This window comes from Algibacter sp. (genome assembly GCF_049667265.1).
GTDB lineage: Bacteria > Bacteroidota > Bacteroidia > Flavobacteriales > Flavobacteriaceae > Algibacter_B.
This window is the reverse complement of record NZ_JBATHX010000065.1, coordinates 1-25012: the sequence shown is the minus strand read 5'-3', so window position 1 is coordinate 25012 and position 25012 is coordinate 1. Positions and strand designations below refer to the sequence as shown.

The window sequence follows — 25012 nt, the reverse complement described above, 5'->3', positions numbered from 1 at the left end:
ACCTTTAAAAGTTACAGAAAATTACTCCCGTTTTACAAGAGCATAAAAATCGCCATCTAAAGGTAAATACCCTTGATCGTAAACAAAGTAATAAATAGTTCCTGCTTTGGTGGTGTAAATACTGGTAAAATAATTAAAATCGAAACCGTTTTGAATAAGTTTCGTTCTTGTGGTTTTTGTTTTCTGTGTTGGGTTTAAGGTTTCTAAAATTCTCCAATTCTTTCTTAATCGATTATTTATATTTCGAATCAGGTTTTTAGAATCTTTATTTATGGTGTTGTTATAGGCATTTCTGCAATAATCACTACAGAATTTTTTATCACTTCTGCCAATTAATTTTTCGCCACATTCTAAGCAAACTTTATTCATAATTACTAATTTTTATAAATATATGCATTTTATTTTGAAAAATTAACAATTGAACTATTCAATTATAACAATACATTAAAACGATATAAACGACTACAATTATTTACAAACGAACACAAATGCTTACTAACCGATTATAATTTTTCAAGTGCCGCATCTTTGCAATGTCGAAACATAAGAACTCGATAGTATTAACTGTTTAACGAATAAAATTTAAAATTATGAACACACTTAGAAACAAAGTACAGTTGATTGGTAACTTAGGAAATGATCCTGAAATCATCAATCTAGAATCAGGAAAAACTTTAGCAAAATTTAATATTGCTACAAACGAAAGCTACACAAATAATAAAGGTGAAAAAGTAACGGACACCCAATGGCATAATGTAATAGCCTGGGGAAAGACAGCACAAATAATTGAAAAATATGTAACCAAAGGAAAAGAAGTTGCTATTGAAGGTAAACTAACCTCAAGAAGCTATGATGATAAGGATGGTAACAAACGCTACATCACAGAAATTGTATGTGGTGAATTATTAATGCTAGGAAAATAAGACCTTTTTTTGCCTGAAAAATTGAACTTAGTAAAGGAAGCTTATAATATTATAGGCTTCCTTTTTTTATATTATCAATATTAAAATAACCACCTTTATTTTCTTTTCTATCTAAAGATTGTCTGATAATAAGGTGTGCTACATTAATCATATTCCTCAGTTCGCAAAGCGAAGTGGTTATTTTAGATTCTCGATACAAATCTTCAACTTCCTCATAAATTAAATCTAAATGTTTAATGGCGCGTTTTAGTCTTTTATTACTTCTAACGATACCTACATAATCACGCATTAAAGCTTGTAATTGTTTTAGGTTATGTTGTATTAAAATATGCTCTTCAGGAATTGAGGTACCTTCATCATTCCACTCAGGAATATCAACATCTAAAGTTTCATTTTTATTTTTAGATAGATTCTTGAAAATATTATGTGCATATACGAGTGCCTCCAATAAAGAGTTCGAAGCTAATCTGTTTGCGCCGTGTAGTCCTGTTCTAGAACATTCTCCACAAGCATGTAGATTATTGACGGTTGTCTCTCCTTGCTTATTTACTTCTATCCCACCACATAAATAATGTGATGCTGGTACTACTGGAATCCAATCGGTTTTAATATCAATATGGTGCTCTAAACATTCGTTGAAAATATTAGGAAAATGTTTGATAAAAGCATCCATATCTAAATGTGTACAATCTAAATACACATGCGGCTCTCCAGATTTTTTTAATTCACTATCAATACTTTGTGATACAATATCTCGTGAAGCAAGTTCGGCACGTTCATCATAATCAGGCATAAACCGATAGCCTTTTTTATTTCTTAAATAAGCGCCAAAACCTCTAACCGCTTCAGAAATTAAAAAAGAAGATTCGCCCTTAGCTTCATATAAAGCCGTTGGATGAAACTGTACAAATTCCATGTCTTTAATTCGTGCTTTAGCTCTGTAAGCCATAGCTATTCCGTCTCCAGTTGCAATTACTGGGTTTGTTGTATGCCCGTAAACACAACCTATGCCTCCAGATGCCAATAACGTACTATTTGCTTTTATGGTAAAAATATCTCCTGATAACTGATCTAAAACATAGGCACCATAGCAAGTTAATTTATTAGAAACATTGTCTTTTATTTGATGATTCGTAATTAAATCGATGGCAAAATGATGTGGTAAAATAGAAATATTCTCTAATTGATGTGCTTTAGTCAATAAAGCTCTTTCAATTTCATAACCCGTAATATCTTTATGATGTATTATACGGTATTCCGAATGCCCACCTTCCTTTCCTAAATCAAATTCGCCAATATCATTAACATCAAAATTAGCACCCCAAAGCAATAATTCTTCGAAACGGTCTGGACCTTCTTTAACCACCATTTTAACAACATCTTCATCGCAAAGCCCATCGCCAGCAATTAAAGTGTCTTTTATATGTTTTTTAAAGGAGTCTTCTTGTTTGTTAGATACAATAGCAACACCACCTTGTGCATATTTGGTGTTAGATTCGTCTTCGTTTGCTTTAGTTACAACAACAACTTTTCGGTCTGGAAATTTTTCAGCCATTTTTACTGAAAATGTTAAACCCGCAATACCCGAACCTATTACCAAATAATCTGTATTCATAGTATTATTTAGATAATTCCAACATACGTGCTATTGGCAACAATGCGCGTTCAATAATATCTGGATTCACCTCTATTTGTGGCGACTCATTAAGCATGCAATCGTATAGTTTTTGAAGGGTATTCATTTTCATAAAATGACATTCACTACACGCACAAGTATTATCTTCTTTAGCTGGAGCTGGAACCAATTCTGTATTTGGCATTTCTTGTTTCATTTTATGTAAAATACCAGCTTCGGTAGCCACAATAAACTTTTGGTCTTGATGCGCTTTTACATAATTTATCATCCCTGAAGTAGACCCAATATACGTTGCCGTATTTAAAATATGTGTTTCAGATTCTGGATGTGCAATAATTTTATAATCAGGATATTTTTTGTGAAGCTCAATAAGCTTATCCATAGAAAATGCTTCGTGAACAATACAGCTTCCATCCCAAAGTAGCATATCTCTACCTGTTTCATTTATAATATATTGCCCTAAATTTCTATCTGGAGCAAATATAATTGGGGTTTCTTTTGGAATAGAGTTTACAATTTTTAAGGCATTCGAAGAGGTACAAACAATATCGCTCAAGGCTTTAATTTCAGCCGAACAATTCACATATGTAATCACCACATGGTTTGGGTGTGCTTTTGTGAATTTCTCGAAAGCATCTGGAGGACAAGAATCTGCTAACGAACATCCTGCATTTAAATCTGGCAATACGACTGTTTTGTCAGGGCTTAAAATTTTAGCAGTTTCTGCCATAAAATGCACACCAGCAAACACAATCATATCTGCATCTGTTTCTGCCGCTTTTTGAGACAAGCCTAAACTATCACCAACATAATCGGCTATATCTTGTATTTCTCCTACTTGATAATAATGTGCTAAAATTATAGCGTTCTTTTCTTTTTTAAGACGATTAATTTCTTTTACTAAATCCATTATTATTAATTAGAGTTCAAATATTGTTAAAAAAACAAAAGTAATATATAAACTCTAATTTAAAATAGGCTTAACATTATTATGTATCGACAAATTTTCTATTTCAATAGCAATTAACTTTAATGCTTTTTCGCTTTCATTTAATTCATTTAAAACATTCACCTTAACATCTTGAAACTTGGTTTTTAATTCGCTAAACAATGATTTATAATACAACACACCTTCGTTTAAGTTTTTAGTAAAGGTTATTAAGTATTTTTCTTCTTTTTTATTCATCGATATTTTGGCATCTACCAACTTATTTTTTAAATAATCAATATAAATATAAAGCTCTTTAATAAACAGGTTGGGACGGTCATTTCTTGAAATCATATTAGCCCTTCCATAAATATGGTCAGTAATATTTTCAAGACTCATTATTTTATCATAATACGCCATATTTGGCCCTGGACATATTGATACGCCTTTGCCTTCAACCCTAGTATCTAAATCATAAGCTAATAATGCTGAAGTACCCAAACCAACACAAGTACATGATTTTACTGTTATTTTGTCGAGTTCCTTTTTATATATTTCAGGGGCAAGTTCCTGACTATCTAATGCTTTTATTTTTAAATGCTGATATTCTCTAGATGCCGTACAAATTCCAGTTTCTTTAAACTCTTTATTTAGTGCCACAAACTTTTTAGGGCAAGAACTTCCTGGTCTACCTTTATCTATTAAGGTTTCTTTTTCAGCATCCTTTGTATTGTCTCTAAGATTATTAAACGGCACGCCTAAAGGAGAAATATCACTTAAATATAAATCATCTTCTTTAGCTGTTGCCAATTTTTTTAATGTGTTTTCATCAACCGTTGTAGCCTCCGGAACTAATAAAAAAGGGCTGCCCCAACCAATAGAATCTAAATGGTAGTGATTTAATAAAAAGTTGTGTTCTTCTTCAGTACCCACACCACCTTGAGCTGAAATTTCAAACGACAATCCGTCTTTTGGAATAGTACGGTTTTGAGCTATAAGTTCTTGGTTTAACACCTCTTTTATAGTATCACTTAACTCATTCCGTTTTTCTTTAAACTCAGCCAAAACGGGTCCTAAAAGATAACCATCTGTAGCAAAGGCATGTCCTCCACAATTAAGTCCGGATTCAATTCTATATTCTGAAACCCACAGGCCTTTTTTTGCTAGGAATTTACCTTGAATTAATGCCGATCTATAATCACTTACTTTTAAAATAATGCGTTTTTTAAAGGTTCCCTTTTCATCTGGGAAAAAATCTTCAAATTGACCCATGTAATTAAACAATCTCGGGTTCATTCCTGCCGAAAGCACCACCGAAGAATATAATTTGCTATTAGCAAAACCTCTTAAGGCAGCATGCGCATCATTATATTCTACTGGTAATTTTTCTTTATTTTTATAATTGTCTTTATCAACTTTGGTCATGATGTTAACATCAATACTACCCATTGTTATGTTTTTGGCAGCCCACTTTCTAATTTCAGAAAAATTAAAGTCTTTTAATGTTAACTTTCTAAATTCTTCTTTTATTTTAGAATTATTAGGAAGCATATTGATATATGCCAGAAATTCATCGCTTTTATCGGATGTAACATTTTTTAAAGATTCAAATTTCTCCTCTGCCAAATCACTAATCAAATTTAAATATGCAGTAATTCTTTTTGCTCTAAAATCCTCTATCTTATCTGTAATCTCGCTATAAGGAACTTTAAATTTTTCGCTGTACATTTTTCTTAATTTCTCTAGTAAAATATCATCAACTAAGGAAATTACGGAATCCATACCGTATTGTGCTACTTTTAAAGGCGAATCTATAGTGAAACCTATTCCCATTACAGGTATATGAAATGAATGTGCTTTCATCATAATTATTTTAAATAATTAATCAGCAAAGATAAAATGGTAATTAATAAAGGAATATGACATATATCATGCTTTAAAACCAACCTTATAAATCATGATAAGGTTATAGCACATTATAAAAGGCCTAATTAGTGTCAATTAAAATAAAAAGATTCAGGGTTATGCCTTGTTTTTTTTAATTATTCATAATAAGAATTCAGGAAACAATAATAATTGACAAAACTTTAAATCATCTATGTGGTTCAGCAAACCTTTAGTATTTTTATCACTAAATTTCCCATAAAGCTAAATTATGTCCGTAGAGCCAAAATTAACAAGATTCAACCAAAGTGTTTTATCTAAATATCAGATATACAATAGTATATTTATGACATTACCTTTTGACGCCGTAACAAAAACAGGTGTTTTATTGCCTTTGTTTCATGAAACATGTGAAAAAGGGTTTAAACAAGGTGATAATCCAACGATGATTGTTGAATCCTTCTTCAAAAAATATCAAGCACGTAGAAATAATCAAAGTCAAATAAATTTACTGTTCAGATTTATTCAATACATTGAGCGTCAGGTAGTTTTGTTTGACGCCGTTGAGGATGCGGCTTTTCCAATTGTAAATAATATGGAAGGCGTTGGTACACTTAGAAATTTAAAAGGAACGGCTTCATCTGAAGGTAACCTTGAAGCATTACAAAAATATCTTGACGAATTTAAAGTTCGTATTGTTTTAACAGCCCATCCAACACAGTTTTATCCTGGATCTGTTTTAGGTATTATAACTAACCTAACAAAAGCCATAAAAGAAAATGACCTGTCTGAAATTAATAATTTATTTGGACAGTTAGGAAAAACACCTTTCTTTAAACACCATAAACCAACACCTTATGACGAGGCTATAAGTTTAATATGGTATTTAGAAAATGTATTTTATAAGACATTTGGTTCCATCTATAATTATATTCAAACAAGTATTTATGATGATGGAAAAAAACATAACGAAATTATAAATATTGGATTCTGGCCAGGTGGAGACCGAGATGGAAACCCATTTGTTAAACCAGATACCACATTAAAGGTTGCCAAAAAATTAAAACAATCTATTCATAAAAAATACTACGAAGACTTAAAGGATTTAAGGAAAAAATTAACCTTTAGAGGAGTTGAAGAGCGTATTATAAATTTAGAAACTATTTTTTATAACTATAGTACGAATCAAAATGTTGGAGATGAAGACATAATGTCTTCAAGAGAACTTATTAGAGAATTACTTAGTATTAGAGATATTATAGTTCACGAACATCAATCATTATATGTAAGTGAACTTAACAATCTAATTAATCGTGTTCATATTTTTGGTTATAGTTTTGCGTCCTTAGATATTCGTCAGGATAGTAGAATTCACCATAGCGTATTTACTACTGTTATTGATAGTTTAATAGCAACTGGCAAGTCTTCATTCCCTAAAAATTATCATGATTTATCAGAAGGTGAACAAATTGATATATTATCTAAAGCAACTGATGATATTCCAGATTTAGAGGATTTTGAAGATGAAATGGTTAGAAACACTTTAAAAACCATTGCCATTATTAAAGATATTCAAAAAAGCAATGGAGAGCGCGGGGCAAACCGATATATAATCAGTAACAACCAGACGGCACTTAATGTTATGCAATTATTTGCGATGCTAAAAATGGTTGTTTTTAAAGACGAACTTACCGTTGATGTGGCGCCACTATTTGAAACTATTCCTGATTTAGAAAATGCACCAGGCGTAATGGAGCAACTTTATACTAATCCAGAATACATGGCGCATTTAAGAGCTAGAGGAAGCAAACAACATATTATGCTTGGCTTCTCAGACGGTACAAAAGATGGTGGTTATTTAATGGCTAACTGGGGAATTTATAAAGCCAAAGAATTGCTCACAGAAATGTCTAGAAAATACGATGTTACCGCAATATTCTTTGATGGTCGTGGCGGACCACCGGCACGTGGCGGAGGAAAAACACATCAATTTTACTCATCATTAGGACCAACCATTGAAGACAAAGAAGTTCAATTAACTATTCAAGGACAAACTATTAGTTCTAATTTTGGTACGTTAGATTCTGCACAATTCAACCTAGAACAACTTATTAGTTCTGGTATTAAAAATAGAATTGATGGGAACAAAAACATTTTATCTGATACGGATAGAAAAGTAATGACTGATTTGGCTGAAACAAGTTATGAAACTTACAAAAATTTTAAAAGTCACCCTATGTTTATTCCATATTTGGAACGCATGAGTACTTTAAAATTCTATGCTAAAACAAATATTGGAAGTAGACCCTCAAAAAGAGGAAACTCAGATAAATTAGTGTTTTCAGACTTAAGAGCCATCCCTTTTGTTGGATCTTGGAGTCAATTAAAACAAAACGTTCCAGGTTTTTATGGCGTTGGAACAGCACTTAAAAAGTTTGAAGACCAAGGTGAATTTGAAAAAGTTGAAGAACTTTATAAAAACTCTAAATTTTTCAGAACACTATTAGAAAACAGTATGATGTCTTTAACAAAATCATTCTTTGATTTAACAAAATACATGTCTTCAGATGAAGAATTTGGTGGTTTTTGGAATATTATACACGATGAATATTTAACAACAAAAAGATTACTTTTAAAACTTACAGGCTTTAAATCGCTTATGGAAAATGAGCCTTCGGGTAAAGCTTCAATTGAAGTTAGAGAATCAATTGTATTACCTTTACTAACCATACAACAATTCGCTCTTAAAAAGCTTCAAGAGTTAGACAAAGCTGGTGTTGCTGCTGATGATCCAGACAGGTTGATTTACGAGAAAATTGTAACACGTTCTTTATTCGGAAATATTAATGCTAGTAGAAACTCAGCTTAGATTTTTAGGGCAAAGGTGTCAAGACACAAAGTTTTAAAAATACTCCTTTTACTTCAATAGTTATTGAAATCAGGAATCAAAAAAAATTCCTTTCTTTAAAAAGAAAGGAATTTTTTTGTTAAAAATCGAAATAGAAGTGCTTTTCAAATAAGAATAAAAACAACTTAGGCAATCCGTTAATTGTTTACAGGTCTATACCTTGTATTCTATTTTCGTAATTCTAATTCTGATATATCTGTATCGTACTAATTTAAAGTATCGCCTCCTTTTTCGCCAGTTCTTATTCTATAGCTTTCATTGATATCTGAAACGAAAATTTTTCCATCACCAACATTTCCAGTTGCAGCAGAACTCAAAATAGCTTTTATCGTAGCAGCTTCAAAATCGTCATTTACAACGATTGAAAGGTACCTACGTTGAATATCACTTGTACTATATGAAATGCCTCTATAAACATGGCCTTCCTTTTCGTTTCCTAATCCTGTAACATCCCAATAGGAGAAAAAATTTACTCCAACGTCATGAAGCGCTTCCTTAACTACGGTAAACTTGGACTTCCGAATAATGGCTTCTATTTTTTTCATGATAATAAGATTATTAATAATTTATATAAAAGTAAAAAATATTGGCAACAAATTAAGCTATCTCATTAAAAATGATTTTAAAACAAAAAAAAAGGATGCCATACTAATTGTAAGACATCCTTTTATCAAACTAACTAAACTAAGTACTAAATCTTAGTGCTCATTCAACCTGAAATCTGGATAAGCATCCATTCCATGTTCATGTGCATCTAATCCTTCTAATTCTTCTTTTTCAGAAACTCTTATTCCTATCGTTTTCTTAAGTGTGAAAATGATAATGAACGATGTTACTATACAAAATCCTGCATAACATGCAACTCCCAATAATTGTATTAAGAATGAATGCTCTGGGTTAGTTGAAAATATTCCAACTGCTAAAGTTCCCCAAATACCGCATATTAAGTGTACTGCTATTGCTCCAACTGGATCATCTAATTTAATAGCATCTATAAAGGCAACTGCAAATACAATAAGAGCACCTGCAATACCACCAATAATGATAGCACTTTCTGGAGTCATAACATCTGCACCGGCAGTAATACCTACTAAACCACCTAAAATACCATTTAAGAACATAGTTAAATCTAAATTTTTATATTTTAGAAATGACACTACCATAGCAATCACACCACCTGAAGCAGCAGCTAAACATGTTGTAACTAAAGTTAATGATGTTAATTCTGGATCAGCAGAAAGAACAGAACCACCGTTAAATCCAAACCATCCTAACCAAAGAATTAAAACACCAGCAGTTGCTAACGGTATACTATGACCCGGAATTGCCTGAGCCTTTCCGTTTTTAAATTTACCAATTCTTGAACCTAATAAATAAACCGCAACTAAAGCAGCCCATCCTCCTACAGAGTGCACTAAAGTAGAACCAGCAAAATCATAGAATCCCATTTGGTCTAAGAATCCACCACCCCATTTCCATGATCCGGCAATTGGATAAACTAAACCTACATAAATAACTGTAAAAATCATAAATGCACCAATTTTCATACGCTCAGCAACGGCTCCTGAAACAATAGTTGCAGCTGTTGCAGCAAACATCCCTTGAAATAAGAAATCTGTCCACCATGTATAACCACCATCAGCATAATCAGGAGTCATTCCGTTTTCAGGTGGTGCAATACCAAATCCTGCAAAACCAAAAATTCCTGAAGAATCTTCTGCAAAACCTGGGTACATCAAATTAAATCCTGCTACATAATAAAGTAATAACCCAACCGTGATTATAAAAATATTTTTAAATAAAATGTTTATTGTATTTTTTTGTCTTGTTAACCCAATTTCTAAAAATGCAAAACCTGTGTGCATGAAGAAAACGAGTGCTGTACAGATCATCATCCATACATTGTTAGCTGTAAATATTGCGTCCATATTATGTTATTTTATTTTGATATTTTCTTTAAAGTGTGACCTCCTTTTTCTCCAGTTCTTATTCTATAAGCCTCTGTAATGTCTGATACGAAAATTTTACCATCTCCAACTTCTCCTGTTGCAGCAGATTTCAACAAGGCTTCTAAAGTTACTTGTTCAAAATCGTCATTCACTACTATTGATAAATATCTTCTTTGAATATCGCTAGTACTATAACTTACACCTCTGTAAACATGACCTTCTTTTTCGTTACCTAAACCTGTTACATCCCAATAAGAGAAGAAGTTTACATCTACTTGATGCAACGCTTCTTTTACGGCGCTAAATTTAGATTTTCTAATGATTGCTTCAATTTTTTTCATAATTCATTATCTTATATTTGTTTAGTTTGTTAAAATAGGAAAAATTTAATTTTTAATAGCCAAACTATTCATACGTAATTATTCCTTCTTATGTTAAAGTCTAAAAGACACCTTATTAATAAGGTATCTTTTAGATATTAAATTCATTTATAATAAAGATTACTCTTCAATTTCTCTTTGTCTCTTACCAGGGTAAGCAATAGAACCATGTTCTGTCCAGTCAAGACCAGCAATTTCTTCTGCTTCAGTAACTCTTAGACCAACCGTCTTTTTCATGATATATAGAAAAATAAACGATAAACCTATGGCCCATACAGCATAAGCTACAACCCCAATAGCTTGAGCTCCTAACTGTGCAGCACCTCCACCATTAAAAAGACCAATACCAGCATCACCATCGATACCCCAAAGACCTATTACTAAAGTTCCCCAAGCACCACAAATACCGTGTACTGAAATAGCACCTACAGCATCATCAATTTTTAATGTTTTTTCTACAAAACCAATTGCGAAGACTACTAATAGACCTCCAATTAATCCTGCCAAAACAGCACCACCTTCGCTCATGTTTCCACAACCAGCAGTAATACTTACTAAACCAGCAAGTGCACCATTTAAAGTCATACTTAAGTTTGGTTTTCCATTTTTAAACCAAGTAAGTAATAAAGCACCTAAAGCACCTGCAGAAGCAGCTAAGTTTGTTACCAGTACTACTTGAGCAGCAGCAGTAGCATCATCGCCACCCCAAGCTAATTGAGAACCTCCATTAAAACCAAACCATCCTAACCAAAGGATAAATACACCTAAAGTAGCATACATTTGGTTATGACCGTGCATTTCTATTGGTTTACCGTCAAGGAATTTACCTATTCTAGGACCTACCATCCAAGCGGCAACAAGTGCAGCCCATCCACCAACAGAGTGAACAATTGAAGATCCAGCAAAATCGATAAATTCAGCAGGCATTATTCCGTCAGTATTGTTTAACCAACCACCATTCCATTCCCAACCACCAGCGATTGGATAAATGAATGCTGTTAGTAGAATACTAAAAATGGCATACGTTGTATATTTTGTTCTACCAGCAATAGCCCCAGAAACAATAGTTGCGGCAGTAGCGGCAAAAACCGTTTGAAAGAATAAATCGGCTGCACCTTGAGAGAATGTAAAGCCACCCCAGTGGAAGAAACCTCCACCCATATCAGCACCATACATTAAAGAGTATCCTATAAACCAGAAGGCTAATGAACCTACTGCGATATCAAGGAAGTTTTTCATCGCTATATTTACAGCGTTTTTTGAATCTGTCATTCCAGACTCTACTAAGAAGAATCCTGCTTGCATGAAGAATACTAAGATACCTGAAAGAAGCATCCACATCATTCCCATATCACCTTCAATTGCGGCAGTATCTTGCATCATTATAAGGGGCATGTTTAATATAGACATAATAAATAATTTTTAGGGTTAGTTAAATAAATAAAGGCAAGTTCTCTAGATTAGAGAACTTGCCTTTATTCTCTTTTTATATTTTTTTCTCGTTAGAACGAGAAGATTGTAGCAAGTGTAAAAGCCATCAAGCTATCAGAAGCTGCGCCATCAGCATCAGCAAATCTTCCTTTAGAGCTATCTAATCTAATTTCTGGCTTAATGATTAAGTTATTTTCAATAGTAGCACTACCTGTTAATGTAAAAGCCGTAATAGCCTCGATCCCATCTGTTTTTCCATCAAAAGTTGGTTGAAATAATTCCCCTCTTAAACCAATTGAAAAATTATCAGAAGTTGCTAATTGTGGGTAAAGTGCAACACCGTAGAAACCATCTTTAGTGGCATCATTTGTATTATACGCTGCATTTATTCCCATGAAGAAGTCATCTGAAAGATCAAATCCACCAGTATAATCTATCTCAAAACCTAAACCACCGTTTTTACCACTATCATAGTATAAATTAAGGAATTGCCCTTTGTAACCTAATTGCCCCCCAAGTGCATATTCACCAGTTCCTGAAATATCATTAGTATCCCATGGGTTCATAACGCCTAACATTAAGCTCATGTCATCTGACAAAGTAAAATCAGCTTTAATACCAACATGTGAGAATGGTCCGCTTGAAAATAAATAAGAAGTACTATAGTTAAAGTTTGCTGCTGGAGCAATAACTTCATACCCTAAAAACGTATTAAAACGTCCCATAGTTATAGTAGTACCTTCTGAAACATTCCAGTAAGCATATGCTTGATTTACAATACCGTCAATAATATCGTTGCTAAAAGTAGCACCTGCACCTCTTGGCCCAGTAACTAAATCTAATACAGCACCTACTTTACCGCTTTCATAGCTCGCAATAATGTTACCCATACCAACCGCAAAACCTGTTTGGCCTGCAAAAGCAGTTCCCGGATCTGTAGTTGCTAAACCAGCATCGTTAAATGTAGTTCTATAATAAGCATCAACACTACCACTAATTGAAAGTTTTTTTTCTGTTGCTTCTTCTTGTGCAAATAACGCTGTTGCTACAAAAAGCATTGAAAGTGTAAATAATTTTTTCATAATTGTTTTCATTTTAAGTTGATTATTTTCTTAGACCTAAACATTGATTAGTTTTTTTTAAGTTAAATGTTTTTTAGGTCTAAAATTCCTTAAGAACGGGGCTAAACTATGTGAAAAACTTCTAACCCCCATAAAAAATAGGGGTATTTGGTTAATTTTTATTGAAATTTCATTTTTTACCCTATTTTTTTAAGGGTATTAATTAAAACTATTAGAATTTTGAATTATTAACAACAAGACAAGTTGTGGTATTGTCAGTTTTTTCCAGTTATTTATAACATAATTTTCGTTTTTCAAAAGAATCATTACCATTAATTCAGATATACCTATATATTAACAAATTTTATAGTTTGGATATTTATTAAAAAAGTGGTGTAATATTGACATATAATTATTTTTATATCCTATTGGCTTCTAAAATCGAAATAATGAAATGCACCTATTGTAATTCAAATCTTAGCACGTATCTTTACCTTTCAACTCAAGTTTTTAAATTAATTTATTGTTGACTATGATTAAGAAGCAAGGACTTTATTTACCAGAATTTGAACACGAGAACTGCGGCGCAGGTTTTATTTGTAACCTTAAAGGAGAGAAAACAAATCAAATCATTCATGATGCCTTAGAAATTCTTGTGAAATTGGAACACCGTGGTGGTGTGAGTGCCGATGGAAAAACTGGTGATGGCGCTGGGTTATTAATTGATATCCCTCATGACTATTTTAAACGTGTTTGTGATTTTGAAATTCCAGAACAAAGAGAATATGCTGTTGGTATGGTATTCCTACCAAAAGTGATTAACCAATTTGATTTTTGTAAAAAAACTTTTGAAAAAGAAGTAGAAGCACAAGGTCTTTCAATATTAGGATGGCGAAAAGTGCCCGTTGATTCTTCTCAACTTGGGCAAATTGCTTTAGCATCTGAACCTAACATTGAGCAAATATTTATTGGAAAAACTGAAACAATTGATGAAGCTACTTTTAAGGCTAAATTATATGCTGCTCGAAAAATAACGGAACATACCATTAGGAATTCTAAAATTTCTGAAAGTGGTTATTTTTATGTTCCAAGTTTATCAGCAACAACCTTAATATATAAAGGTATTATAATGCCTGAAGATATTGGACCATATTATACCGACTTACAACAAATAGATTTAGTGACTCGTTTGGCCTTAGTACACCAACGTTTCTCAACCAATACCATGCCAACGTGGGAATTGGCACAACCTTTCCGTCATATGTGTCAGAATGGTGAAATTAACACCCTTCGTGGAAACGTAAGCAGAATGCGTGTTCGTGAAGAAATCATGAAAAGTGATGTTTTCGGACCGCAAATAGAAAAATTATTCCCAATAATTTTACCAGGAAAATCAGATTCAGCATCTATGGATATGGTGGTTGAATTACTAACACATACAGGGCGTTCGTTACCAGAAATCATGATGATGATGATTCCCGAAGCATGGGAAAAACACGCTACGATGTCTAAAGAACGTAAAGCGTTTTATGAGTATAATGCCAGTATTATGGAACCTTGGGATGGTCCAGCCTCAGTACCTTTTACAGATGGCGATTATATTGGAGCATTATTGGATAGAAACGGTTTAAGACCTTCAAGATATACCGTTACCAAAAGTGGTAAAATAATTATGTCATCTGAAATTGGCGTGGTTGAAGTTGCTCCAGAAGATGTTAAAGAACATGGTAGATTAGAACCAGGAAAAATGTTCTTGGTAGATATGAACGAAGGTCGCATTATAAACGATGAAGAAATAAAAAGTAAAATTGTTTCAGAAAGACCATATCAAGAATGGCTTGATAAAACAAGATTACATTTAAAAGACATTCCTTATACAAGTGAAACCTGTCCGATAGAAACGATTGACGTTAAAACGCGTCAACGTTTATTCAATTATACCTTCGAAGATATCCAAGAGGTTATCACACCAATGGCTATTGTTGGAAAAGAAGCATTAGGATCAATGGGTATTGATACGCCTTTAGCTGTTTTATCTGACAGACCACAATTAATTTCAAACTACTTTAAGCAACTATTTGCTCAAGTAACCAATCCACCATTAGATGGAATTCGTGAAGAAATAGTAACCGATATTAGCTTAAATCTTGGAAAAGACAGAAACATATTCAGCATAACTGAAAGACAATGTAGGAAGCTAAAAATTCAGAATCCTGTAATTTCTAATGGCGATTTAGAAAAAATCAGAGATATTTCAGTTGAAGGATTTAAGACAGAAACTATTCAAATGTTATACCCAAAAATCGAGGGTATGAATGGTTTAGAAAATGGTTTAGATGATATTATCATTCAAATTGAAAAAGCATTAGTCAGAAAAACAAATATCATTATTCTTTCAGATAGAGGTGTAAACAAAGATTTAGCACCAATTCCTGCTTTGTTAGCATGTTCTTATGTAAATCATCAACTGAATCGTTTACGTAAGCGTTCGTTTTTCGATATTATTATAGAATCGGCAGAACCTCGTGAGCCACATCATTTTGCAACCTTATTTGGTTACGGTGCTAGTGCCATAAACCCTTATATGGTTAACGAAATTATCAGAATGCAAGTTAAAGAAGGCTTCATTACTGGTATGGATGAACAAAAAGCTGTTGATAATTTCAATAAAGCTATCGGGAAAGGAATTTTAAAAATAATGAACAAAATTGGAATCTCTACATTACATTCGTACAGAGGTTCTCAAATATTCGAAATTGTTGGTTTCAATTCTCCATTTGTTGAAAAATATTTCCCATATACAGCTTCTAGAATTGAAGGTATTGGATTATATGAAATTGAAAAAGAAATTGACCAACGTTATAAACAAGCCTATCCAGACAATTCAATTGATAAAAATTTAGGATTAAACATTGGAGGCGATTACAGGTGGAGACGTAATGGTGAGCGCCACTTATTCAACCCAACAACAGTTTCAAAACTGCAACAGGCTGTTAGATTAAGCGATCAAGCTAGTTATGACGTTTATGCAAAAGCCATAAATGAGCAAGCTGAAAACTTAATGACTATCCGTGGTTTATTTGAGTTTGACAACTTAGATCCTATTCCTATAGATGAAGTAGAACCTTGGACGGAGATTGTTAAAAAGTTTAAAACTGGAGCCATGTCTTATGGGTCTATTTCTCGTGAAGCTCATGAAAATTTAGCTATTGCAATGAATAGAATTGGAGGAAAATCTAATTCTGGTGAAGGTGGAGAAGACAGAAAACGTTTTCAAAAAGACGTTAATGGCGATAGCCGAAATTCAGCTATTAAACAAGTAGCATCCGGTCGTTTTGGAGTGACTTCGCATTACTTAACAAATGCTCAAGAAATTCAAATAAAAATGGCGCAAGGTGCTAAACCTGGGGAAGGCGGGCAATTACCTGGCGAAAAAGTATATCCATGGATTGCTGCAGTACGTAATTCAACTCCTTTTGTAGGGCTGATTTCACCACCGCCGCATCACGATATTTATTCCATTGAAGATTTAGCACAATTAATTTTCGATTTAAAAAATGCCAATCGCGAAGCTCGAATTAATGTTAAATTAGTTTCAGAAGTTGGTGTTGGTACTATTGCTGCTGGTGTTGCAAAAGCAAAAGCAGATGTGGTATTAATTTCAGGTTATGATGGTGGAACAGGAGCTTCTCCTCTTACATCACTAAAACATGCAGGTCTACCATGGGAACTTGGATTAGCTGAAGCACAACAAACCTTAGTTTTAAATAACTTAAGAAGTAGAATTGTAGTAGAGTGTGATGGTCAGTTAAAAACTGGTCGAGATGTAGCCATAGCAGCCTTATTAGGTGCTGAAGAATTTGGCTTCGCAACCGCTCCATTAGTAGCTTCAGGTTGTATTATGATGCGTAAGTGTCACTTAAATACATGTCCTGTAGGTATTGCAACTCAAGATAAGGAGTTACGTAAAAACTTTAAAGGTACACCAGAGCACGTTATAAATTTCTTCTTCTATATAGCGGAAGAATTAAGAGGTATCATGGCACAGTTAGGGTTTAGAACGCTGGCGGAAATGGTGGGGCAAACACATAAAATAAACGCAAATAAAGCGATTACACATTATAAAGCTAAAGGGCTAGATTTATCTAGCATATTGCACAGGCCGGCTGCTTATAGAGAACTTATAGTTAGAAATACAGAAGGTCAAGATCATAACTTAGATGAAGTTTTAGACTTTACCATATTAAAAGATTCTCACAGAGCCTTATATCGTAAAGAAAAAATGACTTTAAATTATCCAATAAACAATATAGACCGTACTGTTGGTGCCATTGTTAGTAACGAGATTTCTAAAGTTTACGGTCATTTAGGCTTACCTGAAGACACCTTGAATATTAACTTTACAGGGTCTGCAGGACAAAGTTTTGGAGCTTTTGGAGCACATGGTTTATCATTCATTTTAGAAGGAAATACAAATGATTATTTAGGGAAAGGTTTATCTGGAGCTAAACTAATTGTTAAAAAACCGGCTAAAGCAGATTTTATAGCTGAAAACAATATTATAATTGGTAATGTTTGTCTATTCGGCGCCGTAGCTGGTGAAGCTTACATTAACGGTATTGCAGGTGAACGTTTTGCAGTAAGAAACTCTGGAGCAACAACTGTTGTTGAAGGTGTTGGAGATCATTGTTGTGAGTATATGACTGGCGGAAAGGTAATTGTTCTAGGTAAAACTGGAAGAAACTTTGCTGCAGGTATGAGTGGTGGTATTGCTTATGTTTACGACCCTGAAAACAAATTTATAAACGGATTATGTAATACCGAAACTATAGAGTTTGAAGATATTACAAGTGAAGATGCAAACGATTTAAAACAAACTATTGAGAAACACGCACTTTATACAGATAGTATTCTTGCTAAGAGATTATTAGCAGATTGGGATACAAGTCTTGGTAAATTTGTAAGAGTGATGCCAACTGAATACAAACGTGCTTTAAAACGTTTAGAAACTGAAGAACCAATGGTAGAAGAATTAACAACAGCATAGTGTCATGGGAAAAGTAACTGGATTTAAAGAATTTGAAAGACAAGATGAAACTTATACACCTGTTAAGGATCGTGTAAAAGATTATAAAGAATTTACTGTGCCATTGAGTGAGGCAGAAATAACCAAACAAGGGTCTCGTTGTATGGATTGCGGAATTCCGTTTTGCCATAGTGGTTGCCCGTTAGGTAATTTAATTCCTGATTTTAACCATATGGTTCATCAAGGCGAGTGGCAAAAAGCCTCTTGGATCTTGCATTCAACAAATAACTTTCCTGAATTTACAGGTCGTTTATGTCCTGCACCATGTGAGCAATCATGTGTATTAGGTATTATTGAAGATCCTGTATCTATCGAAAATATTGAAAAAAACATTGTTGAGCGTGCCTTTAAAGAAGGTTGGATTAAACCTCAACCACCAAAAACAAGAACAGGAAAAACTATTGCTGTTGTTGGTTCTGGGCCTGCTGGTTTAGCAGCTGCTCAACAATTAAATAGAGCTGGACATATAGTAACTGTTTTTGAACGCGACGATGAAGTTGGTGGATTACTTCGCTACGGAATTCCTAATTTCAAAATGGAAAAAGGAATTATAGACCGTCGTATTAAAATTCTTGAAGCTGAAGGTATTGTGTTTAAAACGAATGTAAACGTTGGTGTTAATTACGATGTTAAAGATTTAAAAGCCTTTGATTCGGTGGTGCTTTGTGGAGGTGCTACAGTGAGAAGAAGCTTACCAACTACGGGCATTGATGCTGATGGTGTGGTACAAGCTATGGATTTCTTAACGCAACAAACTAAAGTCCTTTTTGGTAAAAAGGTAGAAAATCAAGTAATGGCTACCGATAAAAATGTTATTGTAATTGGTGGTGGTGATACCGGTTCAGATTGTATAGGAACCTCAAACCGTCATGGTGCAAAATCGGTTGTTAATTTTGAAATCATGCCAAAACCACCAGGACACCGTTCACCAACTACGCCTTGGCCTTTTTGGCCATTACAGTTAAAAACTTCATCTTCACATAAGGAAGGTGTTGAGCGTAACTGGCTAATCAATACTAAAGAATTCGTAAAAGATAAAAATGGTAAATTAACAGCTTTAAAAACGGTAAATGTAGAGTGGAAAATGGTTCCGGGTCAACGTCCCCAATTAATAGAAATTGAAGGTACTGAAAAAACTTGGCCGTGTGATTTAGCTTTATTAGCACTAGGTTTTACAGGCCCTGAAAGCACTATTGCTGATAAATTAGGTATTACAACCGATGCGCGTTCTAATTACAAAGCTGATTATGGAAAATATCAAACAAACATTCCAAACATCTTTACAGCAGGTGATATGCGCCGTGGACAATCATTAATTGTTTGGGCTATTTCTGAAGGTAGAGAAGCTGCAAGACAAGTAGATTTATATTTAATGGGTAAATCAAATTTACCAACTAAAGATGATTCTGGCGATCTAGTTGCGATGTAGTCTAAGGTATAATTTTGAAAAAAAAAAGCGAACTTTTCAGTTCGCTTTTTTTTATTTATTTACTAAAATTATTAGGCATTACGCATAAACTCCTGTGCCTTTTCCACCATATTTTTACTACCACATATAAATGGCACACGCTGGTGTAATTCTGTAGGTTCAATATCCATAATTCTTGTAAATCCATCACTAGCTAGTCCATTAGCTTGTTCTGCTAAATATGCCATTGGGTTACATTCATATAATAAACGTAATTTTCCATTAGGGTTTTTAGAACCTTGTGGATACATATAAATGCCACCTTTTATCATATTTCTATGAAAATCGGAAACTAACGAGCCAATATATCTAGAAGTATAAGGTCGGTCATCCTCTTCCTTTTGGCAATATTTAATGTAATTTTTAATCCCTAAAGGAAAGTCAAAATAATTACCTTCATTTACCGAGTAAATACTCCCATCTACAGGGAATTCCATATTAGGATGCGACAAATAAAATGACCCTATTGCTGGATTTAAAGTAAACCCATTAACACCATCACCAGTAGTATAAACTAACATAGTTGATGTTCCATAAACCACATAACCTGCAGCCACTTGCTCACTTCCTTTTTGTAAAAAATCCTTAAGTTTAACAGGTGTTCCTACAGGTGTAACACGTCTATAAATAGAAAAAATAGTACCAACTGAAACATTTACATCAATGTTTGAAGAGCCATCTAACGGGTCAATAAGCACAATATATTTGTTTTGATGATTTTCATCTTGACTATTAATGCTTATAAAATCATCTTCTTCTTCACTAGCAATACCGCAAACAATATTTCTATTTGTAAGGGTTTGGATAAATTTTTCATTCGCATAAACGTCCAGTTTTTGCTGGTCTTCACCTTGTATATTTGTATCTCCAGCCTTTCCAATAATATCTACTAGTCCTGCTTTATTAACCTCATGATTCACCACTTTAGCCGCTAATCGGATTGAATTTATAAGACTTGATAATTCTCCCGAAGAATATTGAAATGACGCTTGGTTTTCAATAATGAATTCTCCTAAGGTTTGCATTTTTTGAGACATAAATATTGGTTTTGTTTCCCACAAATATCTATAAATTTTAACAAACTACATCGTTTTCGTGAAACATTAATTCCATTAAATACTCAACTTTGAGTTATATTTGACATATTAACCGATAACTATGGAATTCACAATTAGGAGCGCAAAAAAAAATGATATGCCAAGAGTGCTTCATTTAATCAATGAACTTGCTATTTTTGAAAAAGAGCCAGACGCTGTTGAAGTAACGGTTGAAGAATTACAAAACGATGGTTTTGGCGCCCATCCAGCATTTCATTGTTTTGTTGCTGAAGTAAATTCTAAAATTGAAGGCATTGCTCTTATTTACAATCGCTACTCTACCTGGAAAGGAAAAATAATTCATCTTGAAGATTTAATTGTTAGTAAAGCCATGCGAGGCACAGGATTAGGCACAGCCCTGCTCGATAAGGTGGTAACACACGGCCACCAATTAGGGGTTAAACGTATAAATTGGGAAGTAATTGATTGGAACGATAAAGCCATTACTTTTTATGAGAGAAAAGGTGCAAAAGTATTACGCGATTGGGATGTTGTTTGGCTAGACGAAACAGGTATTAATAACTACGTAGCAAATTTATAATGCAAGTATTTAAGTTTGGTGGTGCCTCAATAAAAGACGCAAACGGTGTAAAAAATTTAGCATCAGTTTTAAAAAAATTGGGCTCTAAAAACACCCTTATTGTTGTTTCCGCCATGGGAAAAACCACCAATGCTCTGGAGTTGGTTTTAAAAAACTATTTTGAAAACAAAGCAGAACTTCAAAGCTCATTACAAGAAGTAAAAAAATATCACAACGAAATTTTATTAGACTTGTTTGACAACGTAAATCATACAGCTTTTAAAAAAGTAAATGATTTATTTGATGAGTTAAATAGCTTTTTAAAAACTAACAAATCTCCAGATTATAATTTTGTTTACGACCAAACTATAGGTTTCGGAGAACTTGTGTCAACCACTATAATCAGCGAATATTTAAATTCAATTGGATTAAAAAATAACTGGATTGATGTTAGAACTCAAATTAAAACAGATAATTATCACAGAAGAGCCAACGTTAATTGGAAAGAAACACAACAGCTAATAGCATCAAATTTTAATACGTCCTATTTAAATATTACCCAAGGTTTTTTAGGTAGCGATTCAAATAATTTTTCCACCACGCTAGGTAGAGAGGGTAGCGATTACACGGCCGCCATTTATGCCTATTGTTTAAATGCAAATAGCGTAACGATTTGGAAAGATGTTCCTGGGATTTTAAATGCAGATCCTCGTTACTTTGAAAATGCCCAGCTTTTAAATAAAATATCGTACCGCGAGGCTATTGAGTTGGCATTTTATGGCGCTTCCGTAATTCACCCAAAAACATTACAACCTCTGCAAGGTAAGGAGATCCCTTTGTACGTTAAATCCTTTTTAAATCCAGAAGCTGCAGGAACTCAGATAGGAAAAAACACCACTTTAGAGCCTTTAATTCCTTGTTTTATAGTAAAGAAAAACCAAGTTTTAATATCCCTATCATCTTTAGATTTCTCATATATTGTAGAAGAAAATATTAGTGACATATTCAATCTTTTACATCAATACAAAATGAAAGTAGATGTTATTCAAAATTCAGCAATAAGTTTTTCAGTTTGTGTTGATAATATTTATAACAATCTTGAAAAACTTTTACAGCACTTAAAAGCAAAATTTAAAGTAACTTGCAACGAGAATGTATCACTATATACCATTCGGCATTATAATAAAACGTCAATAGACCAAATTGAAACTGGTAAAACCATACTATTGAAACAATTAACACAAGAAACCGTTCAAATAGTTACTAAATAAACAATTTAGTACATTTACACGCATGACCAAACCACAAGATACAGGGTTAGTAACCGCCAAAGAAGTTGCCAAAGCCATACAGCTAGACAAATATGGGTTTATAGGCACTTTTATAGGTTGGGTTTTAATGAAAGTTCTAAAAATATCTACAATAAACAAGTTTTACCTTAGAAATAAGCACCTTAAGGATGTTGAGTTCCTAGATAGTATTTTAGAAGAGTTTCAAATAAAATTCGAAATTCCAGAGGAGGATTTAAAACGCTTGCCAAAAGATGGTGCCTATATAACGGTATCCAATCATCCACTTGGCGGAATAGACGGGATTTTACTTTTAAAATTAATGGTCGAACAGCGCAAAGATTTTAAAATAATTGCTAATTTTTTACTTCATAGAATAGAACCATTAGTGCCATACATTATGCCTGTAAACCCTTTTGAAGACCGGAAAGATGTGAAATCTAGTATTGCTGGATTTAAAAATTCCCTACTTCATTTAAGAGCGGGGCATCCGTTAGGTGTTTTCCCTGCTGGGGAAGTATCTACCTACCGCGATGGAAAATTAGTTGTTGATAGGCCATGGGAAGAAGCGGCAATGAAATTGGTTAAAAAAGCTGAAGTTCCCGTAGTTCCTATTTATTTTCATGCAAAAAACAGTAAATTATTTTATAAGCTTTCTAAAATTAGTGACACCTTCCGAACAGCTAAATTACCATCGGAAGTATTATCTCAAAAAAGACGCACTATAAAGGTTAGAATCGGGAAACCAATTTCAGTGAATGACCAAAAGGAACATGAAAGTCTTGAAGATTTTTCAGAATTTTTACGTCGGAAAACCTATATGCTCTCCAATGCATTCGAGGACAAATCCAATATATTAGATAACATTTCATCAACATTAAAAGTGCCTAAAGCACCAAAAAACATTGTAACGCCTGTTGATAATACGTTAATGATTGCTGAAGTTGATGCCCTCAGACAAAATGATTCTAGACTTTTAGAAAGTAAAAATTATGAAGTTTTTTTGGCCCAAGCGGAAAAAATGCCCAATATACTTCAAGAAATAGGACGTTTAAGAGAAATTACTTTTAGAGAGGTTGGAGAAGGCACAAATGAAGCTATTGATTTAGATACTTTTGATAATTACTATCACCATATGTTTTTGTGGGATAACGAAAAGAAAGTGCTTGCTGGTGCTTACCGTATGGGATTAGGTTCAAAAATTTTCGAACAATTCGGTATTAATGGTTTTTATTTACAAGATTTATTTAGGTTTGAACCCGAACTTTATAAAATGATGAGCCAGTCCATAGAAATGGGTCGTGCTTTTATAATTAAGGAATACCAGCAAAGGCCTATGCCTTTATTTTTACTTTGGAAAGGCATTGTGCATACCACGCTGCGCTACCCAGAACACAAATTTTTAATTGGCGGTGTAAGTATCAGTAATCAGTTTTCAAACTTCTCAAAATCATTAATGGTTGAGTTTATGAAATCGCATTACTACGACCCATATATTGCGCAATACGTGCATCCAAAAAAGGAATTTAAGGTAAAACTGAAAGATGCCGACAAAGATTTTGTTTTTGACGAGGCCGAAGCCGATTTAAACAAGTTTGATAAATTTATAGATGAAATAGAACCGGGAGCATTGCGCCTACCCGTATTGCTTAAAAAATATATTAAACAAAATGCGCGCTTAGTCGCCTTTAACGTGGATCCATTATTTAATAACTCGGTTGATGGCTTAATGTATATTCGCATTGCCGACCTACCCGAAAGTACTGTAAAACCAGTAATGGAAGAGTTTCAAGCCGAATTGGAACGTAAACTTTCTGAAAACAACGGTGATTAAATGACACATCTGCATTGCTAAACTTTTAATTTGGGCGCCTGCCTGCCGGCAGGCAGGCCTAACGCAAAAGAACTTTTAGATTTTTAAAACATACGTATTCATGACAGTTTTAAGCGATGCAATTATTATATTTCACACCTAAAGTCCTCTCAAGGGGACAATCGTCCTATTCAACTAAGAGAGTGGTCTCCTAGAGTAGATTTTAGGGTGTTTTTTTATATAACGTTTACCCTAAACTAGAAAACACATATTTCATTTCGGTTGCAATTTGCAAACTTCTATTAAAATAAGTTTCTGTTTGTTGTGGCGTTCCATCAGACGCTTTTGGGTCTTCATAAGTTATTGGAATACGCTTATCACTTCCTAATACAAAAGGGCAACCCGAATCGGCCGAAGAGCAAGTCATTATTGCTGCAAACTCCGAAGCTGGATTAAATTCATCACTAAACTGTTTTGAAAATGCAATAATACTGGGTTCGTTTTTTGAAAATTTAATACTATAAACGGGGTTTTCTTCTTCGGAAAGTTTTATGATTTTAAAGCCTTGGTTATTTAACGTTTCGCCAACTTTTGGAAACATGGCCGTTGCTTCTGTTCCTCCCGAATAGCAATTCACAT

At 33.6% G+C, this 25012-nt stretch carries 17 protein-coding genes and 1 pseudogene; 7 read left to right on the top strand and 11 right to left on the bottom strand.

The window, feature by feature from the left end:
• Positions 1-21: 21 nt before the first annotated feature.
• Complete coding sequence (locus tag WBN21_RS02520) at positions 22-369, bottom strand: hypothetical protein (RefSeq protein WP_424197728.1); 348 nt, start codon at positions 367-369, stop codon at positions 22-24.
• Positions 370-590: 221 nt separating this feature from the next.
• On the opposite strand from WBN21_RS02520, the gene WBN21_RS02515 reads away from it, so the two are divergent.
• The gene (locus tag WBN21_RS02515; protein ID WP_424197727.1) at positions 591-923 is read left to right on the top strand and encodes a single-stranded DNA-binding protein; all 333 of its coding nucleotides are present in this window, start codon (positions 591-593) and stop codon (positions 921-923) included.
• A 49-nt stretch (positions 924-972) separates the two neighbouring features.
• Here the strand turns inward: WBN21_RS02515 and nadB are convergent, their stop codons facing one another.
• The 3 genes from nadB to WBN21_RS02500 are packed head-to-tail and all read right to left on the bottom strand — an operon-like array spanning position 973 to position 5353.
• A complete protein-coding gene (gene nadB, locus WBN21_RS02510) occupies positions 973-2538 on the bottom strand; it encodes an L-aspartate oxidase (RefSeq protein ID WP_424197726.1) in 1566 nt (521 codons plus the stop codon).
• A 4-nt stretch (positions 2539-2542) separates the two neighbouring features.
• Positions 2543-3469, bottom strand: a complete 927-nt coding sequence (gene nadA / locus WBN21_RS02505; RefSeq protein ID WP_424197725.1) for a quinolinate synthase NadA — start codon at positions 3467-3469, stop codon at positions 2543-2545.
• 54 nt (positions 3470-3523) lie between these two features.
• Positions 3524-5353: a hypothetical protein gene (locus WBN21_RS02500; protein WP_424197724.1), complete on the bottom strand. Its 1830-nt coding sequence runs from the start codon at positions 5351-5353 to the stop codon at positions 3524-3526.
• 289 nt (positions 5354-5642) lie between these two features.
• On the opposite strand from WBN21_RS02500, the gene WBN21_RS02495 reads away from it, so the two are divergent.
• The gene (locus WBN21_RS02495; RefSeq protein ID WP_424197723.1) at positions 5643-8240 is read left to right on the top strand and encodes a phosphoenolpyruvate carboxylase; all 2598 of its coding nucleotides are present in this window, start codon (positions 5643-5645) and stop codon (positions 8238-8240) included.
• A gap of 245 nt (positions 8241-8485) precedes the next feature.
• Here WBN21_RS02495 and WBN21_RS02490 read toward each other — a convergent pair whose 3' ends face one another.
• The 5 genes from WBN21_RS02490 to WBN21_RS02470 all read right to left on the bottom strand — a co-directional run bounded on the left by WBN21_RS02490 (position 8486) and on the right by WBN21_RS02470 (position 13121).
• A complete protein-coding gene (locus WBN21_RS02490) occupies positions 8486-8824 on the bottom strand; it encodes a P-II family nitrogen regulator (RefSeq protein ID WP_424197722.1) in 339 nt (112 codons plus the stop codon).
• 153 nt (positions 8825-8977) lie between these two features.
• The gene (locus WBN21_RS02485; protein ID WP_424197721.1) at positions 8978-10207 is read right to left on the bottom strand and encodes an ammonium transporter; all 1230 of its coding nucleotides are present in this window, start codon (positions 10205-10207) and stop codon (positions 8978-8980) included.
• 11 nt (positions 10208-10218) lie between these two features.
• Positions 10219-10569: a P-II family nitrogen regulator gene (locus WBN21_RS02480; protein WP_424197720.1), complete on the bottom strand. Its 351-nt coding sequence runs from the start codon at positions 10567-10569 to the stop codon at positions 10219-10221.
• 159 nt (positions 10570-10728) lie between these two features.
• Positions 10729-12018, bottom strand: coding sequence for an ammonium transporter (locus tag WBN21_RS02475; protein ID WP_424197719.1), 1290 nt, complete (start codon positions 12016-12018; stop codon positions 10729-10731).
• A 92-nt stretch (positions 12019-12110) separates the two neighbouring features.
• Entirely contained in the window at positions 12111-13121 is a 1011-nt protein-coding gene (locus WBN21_RS02470) for an outer membrane beta-barrel protein (protein WP_424197718.1), read from the bottom strand.
• A 511-nt stretch (positions 13122-13632) separates the two neighbouring features.
• Between WBN21_RS02470 and gltB the strand changes: the two genes are divergently transcribed.
• Positions 13633-18147, top strand: coding sequence for a glutamate synthase large subunit (gene gltB / locus WBN21_RS02465; RefSeq protein ID WP_424197717.1), 4515 nt, complete (start codon positions 13633-13635; stop codon positions 18145-18147).
• A gap of 4 nt (positions 18148-18151) precedes the next feature.
• Positions 18152-19615: a glutamate synthase subunit beta gene (locus tag WBN21_RS02460; RefSeq protein ID WP_424197716.1), complete on the top strand. Its 1464-nt coding sequence runs from the start codon at positions 18152-18154 to the stop codon at positions 19613-19615.
• A 71-nt stretch (positions 19616-19686) separates the two neighbouring features.
• On the opposite strand, the gene fbp is transcribed toward WBN21_RS02460, so the two are convergent.
• Positions 19687-20691, bottom strand: a complete 1005-nt coding sequence (gene fbp, locus WBN21_RS02455; protein ID WP_424197715.1) for a class 1 fructose-bisphosphatase — start codon at positions 20689-20691, stop codon at positions 19687-19689.
• Between the two features lie 121 nt (positions 20692-20812).
• Here fbp and WBN21_RS02450 point away from each other — a divergent pair, with 121 nt between their 5' ends.
• Genes WBN21_RS02450 through WBN21_RS02440 form a run of 3 tightly spaced genes read left to right on the top strand, consistent with a single transcriptional unit; the run spans position 20813 to position 24394 of the window.
• Complete coding sequence (locus WBN21_RS02450) at positions 20813-21292, top strand: N-acetyltransferase family protein (protein WP_424197714.1); 480 nt, start codon at positions 20813-20815, stop codon at positions 21290-21292.
• The gene (locus WBN21_RS02445; RefSeq protein ID WP_424197713.1) at positions 21292-22542 is read left to right on the top strand and encodes an aspartate kinase; all 1251 of its coding nucleotides are present in this window, start codon (positions 21292-21294) and stop codon (positions 22540-22542) included. Before WBN21_RS02450 ends, WBN21_RS02445 begins: the two co-directional genes overlap by 1 nt.
• Positions 22543-22564: 22 nt before the next feature.
• Entirely contained in the window at positions 22565-24394 is a 1830-nt protein-coding gene (locus tag WBN21_RS02440) for a GNAT family N-acyltransferase (RefSeq protein WP_424197712.1), read from the top strand.
• A gap of 226 nt (positions 24395-24620) precedes the next feature.
• Here the strand turns inward: WBN21_RS02440 and WBN21_RS02435 are convergent.
• Positions 24621-25012: pseudogene (locus tag WBN21_RS02435) on the bottom strand (protein-tyrosine-phosphatase); the annotation flags it as partial.